General features: G+C 52.3%; 8 protein-coding genes and 1 pseudogene. 6 read left to right on the top strand and 3 right to left on the bottom strand.

All coding sequences use genetic code 11. The features are described from left to right. The 5 genes from ACTHYN_RS15705 to ACTHYN_RS15685 all read left to right on the top strand — a co-directional run. The coding region (locus ACTHYN_RS15705) for a phospholipase effector Tle1 domain-containing protein (protein WP_441813345.1) at positions 1 to 631 on the top strand (631 nt) is incomplete at its 5' end. 67 nt (positions 632 to 698) lie between these two features. Next, on the top strand, positions 699 to 2,639 hold the full coding sequence (locus ACTHYN_RS15700) for a polysaccharide biosynthesis protein (RefSeq protein ID WP_441813344.1): 1,941 nt from the start codon (positions 699 to 701) through the stop codon (positions 2,637 to 2,639). Between the two features lie 113 nt (positions 2,640 to 2,752). Next, entirely contained in the window at positions 2,753 to 4,165 is a 1,413-nt protein-coding gene (locus ACTHYN_RS15695; RefSeq protein ID WP_441813343.1) for an MBL fold metallo-hydrolase, read from the top strand. 26 nt (positions 4,166 to 4,191) lie between these two features. Continuing rightward, positions 4,192 to 5,454, top strand: coding sequence for a Vi polysaccharide biosynthesis UDP-N-acetylglucosamine C-6 dehydrogenase TviB (gene tviB, locus ACTHYN_RS15690; protein WP_441813342.1), 1,263 nt, complete (start codon positions 4,192 to 4,194; stop codon positions 5,452 to 5,454). Between the two features lie 165 nt (positions 5,455 to 5,619). Further along, positions 5,620 to 5,988, top strand: a complete 369-nt coding sequence (locus ACTHYN_RS15685; protein WP_441813341.1) for a histone-like nucleoid-structuring protein, MvaT/MvaU family — start codon at positions 5,620 to 5,622, stop codon at positions 5,986 to 5,988. Positions 5,989 to 6,049: 61 nt separating this feature from the next. Here ACTHYN_RS15685 and ACTHYN_RS15680 read toward each other — a convergent pair whose 3' ends face one another. The 3 genes from ACTHYN_RS15680 to ACTHYN_RS15670 form a co-directional block, all read right to left on the bottom strand. Further along, on the bottom strand, positions 6,050 to 6,961 hold the full coding sequence (locus ACTHYN_RS15680) for a GGDEF domain-containing protein (protein ID WP_441813346.1): 912 nt from the start codon (positions 6,959 to 6,961) through the stop codon (positions 6,050 to 6,052). Positions 6,962 to 7,012: 51 nt separating this feature from the next. Further along, complete coding sequence (locus ACTHYN_RS15675; protein WP_441813340.1) at positions 7,013 to 8,044, bottom strand: response regulator; 1,032 nt, start codon at positions 8,042 to 8,044, stop codon at positions 7,013 to 7,015. Between the two features lie 297 nt (positions 8,045 to 8,341). Next, positions 8,342 to 8,944, bottom strand: a complete 603-nt coding sequence (locus ACTHYN_RS15670) for a PEP-CTERM sorting domain-containing protein (RefSeq protein ID WP_441813339.1) — start codon at positions 8,942 to 8,944, stop codon at positions 8,342 to 8,344. Positions 8,945 to 9,153: 209 nt separating this feature from the next. On the opposite strand from ACTHYN_RS15670, the pseudogene ACTHYN_RS15665 reads away from it, so the two are divergent. Then, positions 9,154 to 9,411 (top strand): annotated as a pseudogene (locus ACTHYN_RS15665) (IS3 family transposase); the annotation flags it as partial. Positions 9,412 to 9,467 lie beyond the last annotated feature (56 nt).

Here is a 9,467-nt window from a genome sequence, read left to right as displayed (position 1 = left end):
ATCAGTGTGGGCAATCTTAAGAACCGAATGTAGGTGCTGGTTTATTGGCGCTTACTATGCGGTTGCCAATATTAGCCGTATCCATTTCATCGGGGTGTTTGATACCGTGGGGGCGTTGGGCATTCCAGCCCCCTTTTTGGGCACCCTGGGTACAGACCGGTATTTGTTTCACGATACCGAGCCCAGTCGCATTATTAATCATGCCCGCCATGCGGTGGCCATTGATGAAAAGCGGCAGGATTTTGAGCCTACGCTTTGGTGTGCCAGGGCCGGTATAGACCTGCAGCAGGTGTGGTTTGCCGGGGTGCATACGGATATCGGCGGTGGCTACCCGGACCACGCCCTGGGTGATCTGGCCGGGGAGTGGATGGCCGGTGAGGCCGCTTTGTATGGCCTGGCGTTTAAGCCGTATTTGTTGCAGCGCTTTAATTCGCATTATGCCGGGCGTATGCATAATGAGTACAAGGGCTTTTACCGTGCCATGGGGCGCAAGCATGTGCGCCAGGTAGAGCCGGTGGTGCATGAGAGTGTGAAGCGCCGCTGGGAAGATAAGGCGGTGAAGTACCCCAGCCCGGCGTTGCGGGCGTTGTTGGAGGATGTGGGGTGGAGTGGGGTTGAATTGGTTGAGTAGTCTGCCCTCTGCTCCGGCCGCTCTCCCGCCAGGGGGAGGGGAGAAAATAATTTTGAGGGATTAAATTATGTTCAAGCGGTTTCTGGGCTTGCCACGCCTGTACAAGCGCCTGATATCTTTGGTTGTTGACACTGCCGCGCTTTCTTTTGCCTTGTGGGCAGCGTTCGCCTTGCGGCTTGAACAGACTTTTTGGATGCCCAGCACGGGGCAGGCGCTGGTCTCTGGGCTTACGGTTATTTTCACCTTGGGGGTTTTTGTTCGCCTCGGGCTTTATCGCGCTGTTGTGCGATATATGAGCGATCGGGCGTTTTTGACGATCATTACCGGTGTGGGTATTTCTGCTCTTTTGTTGATCGTTTTGGGTTACAGCCTTCACGTTCTTGTTCCTCGCTCCGTGCCGATGATTTATGCCGCTTTGGCATTTATATTCGTAGGCGGCAGCCGAATGAGTGTGCGCATGCTGGTGCATCACACATCTAACCGGGGTAAAGAGTGGGTGGCCATTGTGGGGGCGGGTGAAACCGGCGCCCAGCTTGTGAAGGCGTTGCAAGAGGGCACGGAGTACCATCCTGTGGTGCTTATAGGTTTGCTGCCAGCCAATCACAAAGCCCTTATTGCGGGAGTGCCGGTACTTGCTTTGGATCATCTTGAAGAAGCCGTGCGTGTTCATGGTGTAAAGCGTTTGTTGTTGGCACTGGATACGGATAAGCAGATTGATCGCCGCCAGTTGCTTAACCGACTGGAGTCTTTGAAGCTGCCGGTTCAGACCGTGCCTTCGATGAGTGAGTTAGTGGCCGGCCAGGCACGGATTAACGATATTCGTGATCTGGAGATTGAAGATTTGCTGGGCCGGGAGCCGGTGCGGCCGGATAACGCCCAGGTGGCGGTAAGCTTGTATCATAAAGCGGTGATGGTAACCGGCGCGGGCGGCTCTATTGGCTCTGAACTTTGCCGTCAGATTATTCATCACCGGCCCCGGGTTCTGGTTTTGTTTGAGCAGTCCGAGTACTCGCTGTATGCCATTGAGCGGGAATTACAGGCGATTAACCGGGTTGATGGGCTTAATGTTGAGATTCATCCGCTTCTGGGCAGCGTGGTTCACCGTCGCCGGTGCGAGATGGTCATGCGTAGCTTTGGTATTCAAACGGTTTATCACGCAGCCGCGTATAAACATGTGCCCCTTGTTGAGCACAATGTTATTGAGGGTGTTCAGAACAATACGTTTGGCACGCTGCACGCGGCAGAGGCGGCTGTTGCGGCGGGCGTTGAGCGGTTCGTTCTGATCTCTACTGACAAGGCGGTTCGCCCCACTAATGTAATGGGTGCCAGCAAGCGTATGGCAGAGCTGGTGCTGCAGGGCTTGGCCAAGCGGCAGAGCAAAACAATTTTCTCGATGGTTCGGTTTGGCAATGTACTGGGCTCGTCCGGCTCGGTGGTGCCTTTGTTCCGTGATCAAATCCGTGATGGTGGGCCGGTTACGGTCACTCACCAGGACATTATCCGCTACTTCATGACCATTCCAGAGGCCAGCCAGTTGGTGCTGCAGGCGGGCAGTATGGGCGGTGATGGCGAGGTGTTTGTACTGGATATGGGCGAGCCGGTGAAGATTGCGGATTTGGCACGCAAGATGATTCACCTGATGGGGCTGGTGGAGAAAACGCCAGAGCAGCCGGAGGGTGACATTGAGGTTGTCTACACGGGGCTGCGGCCGGGGGAAAAGCTGTTTGAGGAGTTGTTGATTGGTGACGACCCCCAAGGCACCTCCCACCCTCGCATTATGATGGCGCGAGAAGTGTCTATGCAGTCTGAAGATCTGGAAATTGTATTAGACAAACTTAGGCGGGCGAGCCAGGAATTTGACTGTAAGCAGATTATTGAAACGTTGAAAAGTGCGCCAACCGGGTTTACGCCGAATGGTAATGTGGCCGATCTTGTTTGGTGTAATAGGGGGCCTGATATTACAGTTGCCCTTGAACATACCGGCAAGGTGCATCGGCTACCGGTTTAATGGCACCGGCTTTCGGTTTAATAAAAATATTGTAGGACTTGGCCCTCTCCCCCGGCCTTTATTCTGCAAGTTGTGAGGAGGGGGTGTTAAATCTGCAACAAGGACTGTTGGATATGATAAACATTGCCCACCACGGCGCCGTGTGCGACGTTACCGGCTCCTGCCACGAACTCACTCTCAGCGCTGGCTCAAACGATACCGCAGGCATTCTGGTTGATTGTGGCCTGTTCCAGGGCCAGGAAAAAGGCAAGGGCGCCAGCGCTTCCGATCTCTCCATTGATTTCCCCATTGAGCCTATCCGGGCTTTGGTTGTAACCCATGTGCACATTGATCATGTGGGCCGCATTCCGTATTTATTGGCTGCGGGGTTTGAGGGGCCGATTATTTGCTCGGAACCTTCTGCCATTATGCTGCCGGAAATTCTGGAAGACGCGTTAAAAATCGGCTTTACCCGCGACAGGCGCCTGATTGAGCGAGTGCTTGGGGTTATTCGTTCCCGGCTTGTGCCTGTGCCTTATGGGCAGTGGCACGAGGTGTTTGCAGAGCCCGCCGGTTCGCTCTCGGTTCGGTTGCAGCGTGCGGGGCACATTCTGGGTTCGGCCTATGTGGAGTGTGATGCGGTTTCCGGGGATGAGCGTGAGCGCGTGGTGTTCAGTGGCGATTTAGGAGCGCCCCATGCGCCTTTGCTGCAGGAACCGGCCTCGCCTGAGCGGGCGGATCGCTTGGTGATTGAAAGCACTTACGGCGATAAGGATCACGAGAGCCGGGAAGCGCGACGCTATCGGTTAAAGGCTATTCTGGAGCGGGCGCTGGAAGACGGTGGCACGGTGCTGATTCCGGCGTTCAGCATTGGTCGCACCCAGGAGTTGTTGTATGAAATTGAAGGCCTGATACATGAGTTTCAAAACGAGGCGGTTACTGACGGTGTGGCCTGGAGTGATTTGGACATTGTGGTGGATTCGCCTCTGGCAGCAGGGTTTACGAGCATCTATCGCCAGCTGAAGCCCTTCTGGAATGGGGAGGCGGCAGATTTGGTTCGGCAAGGCCGGCACCCGCTTTCGTTTGAGCAGTTAACGGTGATTAACTCTCATGCAGATCACCTTAACGCTGTAGAATACCTCGCCGAATCCCACCGCCCCTGCGTGGTTCTGGCCGGTTCCGGCATGTGCGCCGGGGGCAGGGTGGTGAATTATCTGAAGGCCATGCTGGGCGATGCCCGTAACGATGTACTGTTTGTTGGCTATCAGGCGGCGGGCACGCCGGGTCGCGACATTCTCAGTTATGGCCCACGGGGTGGCTGGGTTGAGTTGGATGACGAGCGTTACGATATCCGGGCCCGTGTGCATCAGGTGGGCGGTTATTCGGCGCATGCCGGGCAAAGTGATCTGCTGCGGTTTGTGGAGGGGGTTCCCGAGGCGCCGCAAGAAATTCGAGTAGTGCATGGCGATGCAAGCGCCAAGGCTGCGTTTAAACAGATTTTGAAAGGACGGTTTCCGGGGTCGGAAATTGTTATTCCTGAGGGGTGAGCCCCGTTTCAAGTTCCGGAGGATAAATGAAAAAAATTGCTGTAGTCGGTTTGGGCTATGTGGGGTTACCCCTGGCCGTGGCATTTGGTGAAAAGCGCGAAGTGGTGGGTTTTGATATTAATGCCACGCGTATTGCGGAGCTTAAAAGTGGCGAGGATGTTACCCGTGAGGTGTCGCCCCAGGAACTGGCCGCCGCTGGACAGTTGTCGTTTACAGGCGCTGTGGAGGGCATTGCAGAGTGTCAGGTTTATATTGTAACCGTGCCTACCCCCATTGATGAGTACAAAACGCCAGACCTTACCCCGTTGGTTAAGGCCAGTGAAAGTGTGGGCAAGGTGCTGAAGCAGGGCGATATCGTGATTTACGAATCCACGGTGTTCCCCGGCGCGACGGAAGAGGTGTGTGTGCCGGTGCTGGAGAAGGTTTCCGGCCTGGTGTTTAACCGGGATTTCTTCGCCGGCTACAGCCCGGAGCGGATCAACCCCGGGGATAAGGAGCATCGGGTAACCACCATTATGAAGGTGACGGCTGGCTCCACACCGGAGATTGCGGAAGAGGTGGATGCACTGTATGCGGGTGTTATCACCGCTGGCACCCATAAGGCCAGTTCCATCAAGGTGGCAGAAGCGGCCAAGGTGATCGAGAACACTCAACGAGACCTGAATATTGCCCTGATGAACGAGCTTTCCATGATTTTTACCCGGTTAGGGATTGATACGCACGAAGTACTGGCGGCGGCGGGTACCAAGTGGAACTTCCTGCCGTTCAAGCCGGGCCTGGTGGGTGGCCATTGCATTGGTGTGGATCCTTATTATTTGACGCATAAGGCTCAGGCCATCGGTTATCACCCGGACATTATCCTGGCGGGCCGCCGGGTAAATGACAACATGGGCCCTTATGCAGCGGCTGAATTGATAAAAGCGATGATTAAGAGAGGCCATACCATTGCAAAGTCACGGGTATTGGTTATGGGCCTGACATTTAAAGAAAACTGCCCGGATTTGCGTAACACCCGGGTAATTGATGTGATTGAAGAGTTGCGTGATTTTGGTTGCGACGTAGACGTAACCGATTGCTGGGCAGATACTGCCGAAGCGGAGCATGAGTATGGTATATCACTTGTGGAACATCCGGAGAAAAGTAAGTACGACGCTGTGTTTTTGGCTGTTCCTCATAATGATTATGCTGCCATGACGGCAGATGAATTGCGCAGTTATACGACTGGCAACGGAGTGTTATTTGATTTGAAAGGTGTGCTTCCTTTAGGTCAGGCAGATCTGCGCCTTTAATACCCTGGCATTCCTGATTGGAAGAAAGTGGTCAGAACCGGCAAGTTCTGACCCGTATCCATATTTATTGACAATATACTTTGCCATTAAATACTTCCTTTATTATGATTCATCTTGATGTTGAGCTATTTGGTTTAGTTAATACCCAAAATAAAGGTTTATTCCATGGCAAAGATTAACGATTACTACCAAAAAAAGCAGCTTATGGAAAAGCTCGCAGACGAAATTAATCAATTGGAGCAGGATCAGTCCCTGAAGCACGAACTGGCCTTTGAGAACAGCATTCGTGAACTGATGGCTGAGTATGATAAAACTCCGAAACACGTGCTTCAGATTTTGACAGCCATTGACCCGTCTATTGCTGGCGCCAAAGCTGAAGCAAGCACGGGCGCCCGTGCCAAACGCCCGATGAAAACCTACAAGAACCCGCACACAGGTGAGCAGGTTCAAACCCGCGGCGGCAATCACAAGACTTTGAATGAGTGGCGTAAAAAGCATGGTAAGGAAGCCGTGCAAAGCTGGCAGCAGGGCTGATCAGTCGAACTTGATAAAAGGGCCAGGTGAGATTCTCATCTGGCCCTTTTTTTTCAGGCAATCACGATTCAAAAACAACTACGCGATTCCTCCCTCCTTTCTTTGCGGTATACAGTGCTTCGTCTGCTTGCTGCATCCACTTCATATGGTTTTTCGGCTTGTCAGTTAATTGGGATACACCCGCGCTTATGGTACAGCGAATGGGTGCTATTGAAGTGTGAACCACGCTTTGTTCAATGCTTTCCCGTATGCGCTCACATATTACCCGAGCGCCTTCGGCATCGGTCTCTGGTAATATAATGCCAAACTCTTCACCACCATAACGACCAATACTGTCTGATTGTCGTAAATTACTTCTGGCGGTTTCAGCGGTAAGTTTGATGACTTCATCGCCGGCTAAATGGCCATGGTTGTCATTCACTTTTTTGAAGAAATCGATATCAAACATCACAAGGCAGGTTGCCTGGCCATAACGGCGAAATCGTTCGAATTCTGCATCCACCAGGTTTTCCCATGTGCCTCGGTTCAGCAGGCCGGTTAACCGGTCGGTCATGCTGAGTTTGGCGAGCTGTTCGTTGGCTCGCTCAAGGGGGCGCTTGCTGGTTGCTATGTCGGTTACGTCGTACACCATCAGGCACACTTTCTCCACCTGCCCGTTACTGCCTGTAAGCGGGCTGATGGTGAGGTTTTGGTACATGTAATCTTCTGTTCCGGTAATCGGGCGGGTGTTGCGGAACTGGAACAGGTAGGGGCGTTGTTCCCAGGAGGTAAAGGCCCGGGTGTTCAGCAGCGCCACGGCATCTACTTTGCGGGTAAGCCAGGCTTCCGGTATGTCGGGGAATAGCTCAAACAACACCCGGTTGCGGATTTTGCTGGCGGTAATACCGCTGTGATTTTCCATAAAGCTGTTCCATGCCTGCACGCGAAAATCCAGATCCAGCACCACCAGGCCCACTTCAACGGATTCCAGCATGCTGATTAGCCAGTGGAACGATTGGCTTTCAAATTCGTTTATCGTCACGTTTTAATCCACCAGGTATTGAAGGCGCTGTTCAAGGAAGGGCACGGAATCTTCTGTGAGCAGCACCAGCATATCGCACTGTATATTCCGTTCTTCGAGGGTGTAGCAGATTTCAATGCACAGTAGTTGCTCATCCCGGGAGTTTTGATGTTCCAACAGCTCGGTAATTTGTAGGTGCTGACCCAGCATGCTGGGGTGGCCCAGGCCAAGTTGCAGATCCAATTGGTCGCCCATCCCTCTGAGGAACGCACCAAACAGTATGCTGGACATATCCATCAACACTTCCACGTTTACGGATTCGCTCTCAAGGGTGTCGTAGTGGAGCAGTTCGGCCATGTCCCGGAAGCTGGCATCGGCGAATAGCAGCAGTGCTTCTCCGGCAATGCCTGCGCCCGTGAAACCCTGGCACACCGCAGAGTAGGTATCACTGTTATGCGCGGCAGAAATAGCCATGTGGAGTTCTGAGTTGGCAATAAAGTCGACTTTTGGAACGGGCTGCTTAACAAATACCCGCAACAACCGTGCAAGCAGGTCAGATGAACGGCCCATGGCTACGTTGGCGATTTCCTGCAGGGAGTCGTTCAGGGAAACGGAAATGGTTTGCGAATGGGGTTCACTGCCCGCACTGAGGTTGTCGTCACTCAGGGCGGCACTTTCAAGGTCGCCGGGGCGGTAAAAGCCGTAATTGGCAAGCAGGCTGAGCACCACGCCGATGTCTGTGGGCTTTTTTATGAAATCCATAGCCCCGAGTTTAAGTACCCGCTCCCGGGCCTCTGGCTGTATGTCGCCAGACACCACAATGGTCATAATGGGCAGGTCCTCGGCGCGTATATGCTGTAAAACCTCATAGCCATCCATCTGCGGCATGTTGAGGTCGAGAAACATCAGGTCAGCCTGCTGTGCGCGTAACACTTCAAGGGCTTCTGCACCGTTATTGGCAAACAGGATTTCATCAGCCAGCCCAGAGGGCAGGGCACGGGCCATCTGTTTTCTGGCAAGTGCGGAGTCGTCGCAGATGAGTATGCGGGTGGTCATAGTGGTGGCCGGGGCGGAGTGAATAGCGATTCTCAAATTATACCAGTGAGTTCGAATATGTATACGTAAGCGACATCAATCTGGATGATCTCAAAACGGCTGTAGTGTAAGCGCCGCTAAATCGACCCTCTTGCACTTAGTCGAACGGAGTCACTTTTTTGGAGCCTCCTGAGTTAACATCGGCCGCCGCTCTGATCATGTGATTAGGCGGCCATTTTGCCCCAGGTGGGTCAATTTTAAGTTGGCGTTAGTGGGTCATTATTACTCTGGCGGTGACATTGTGGCCTGCATATTTTTTTAGGGTATTACCGAGGCTCTGCGTCTTCTGCGATTTACAAATACAGCGATGATACCCGCTGCCAGCAATGATAGAGATGAAGGCTCTGGAACCTCAGTCCAAACAGCCCAGTTTTCACCGCCCGTTCTTAAATTCCAAGCCCCCCAACGGTCGGTATCAGCGTCGAGATAATATTCATCATGAAGATAACTCCTCCACCTAATTAAAGCCGAATGCTCAGACAAATGCTCCGACGATTTATCTGATACCACATAAGGGATATAAATATCGCAATGATTTTCGAGACAACCGTAAATATACTCCGGATTCTGTTCAAAAAAGTGACCTTCCTCGCTGGAGAAGAAGCTAATTAGAGATGCGACAATGGTTGCGTTCGGCTGAAAGTCGAAGTTAGAAAGCCCATCTTGCCGGAATTCATCTTTCGTCATCCCATAGGCATCTTCAAATCGGCCTGTGGCAAACCTAACCTGATACTCTGAGCCATCGCGGTCGTAAATTTCATCAAAGCCAATAAGTTTGTCGTCCCCTAAAACTGCGATTGGAAGGGCATGACTACTAGCAGCGATACAGGTAAAGAAAAGGCCTATCAATTGCTTCATCATTTAGTCCTCTCAAGTTGAACATGGAGTTATGACTTTAATTACTGCAAAAATTGGGCTCAGAAAATATAAATATATGTATTTCAAATAGTTAACTATTTCATAGGGCTTGCAAAAAAGTCACGTGTCAATAAAATCGACGCTTTTTGTTTTCTAACTGTCCCGTCCTGAATAAGGTTTACACCTTCCGACTTAAAGTATTGGAGGGTGTTGTGGACACAAAGAAAAAACGAACTCAGCGAGATTACTCCCTAGCCTTTAAATTCGCGGTGGTCGTCCAAGTCGAAAACGGCGAGATGACTTATACGCAGGCTCAGAATCGATACGGTATCCAGGGGCGTTCGACGGTGCTAACGTGGCTACGTAAGCATGGCAAGCAGGATTGGAGTCCGGCTGCCCTGTCATCCGTTCGCAAGGGGGCTCCTATGACTAACCCCGATCTCCCGCCCACACCTGAACAGCGTATTAAGGGTAAGCGCCGCTAAATCGACCCTCTTGCACTTAGTCGAACGGAGTCACTTTTTTG

The sequence above is a fragment of the Marinobacter sp. genome (assembly GCF_052091845.1).
Taxonomy (GTDB): Bacteria; Pseudomonadota; Gammaproteobacteria; order Pseudomonadales; family Oleiphilaceae; genus Marinobacter.
The sequence above is the reverse complement of the archived record's forward strand: the minus strand, read 5'-3'. Positions and strand labels throughout refer to the sequence as shown.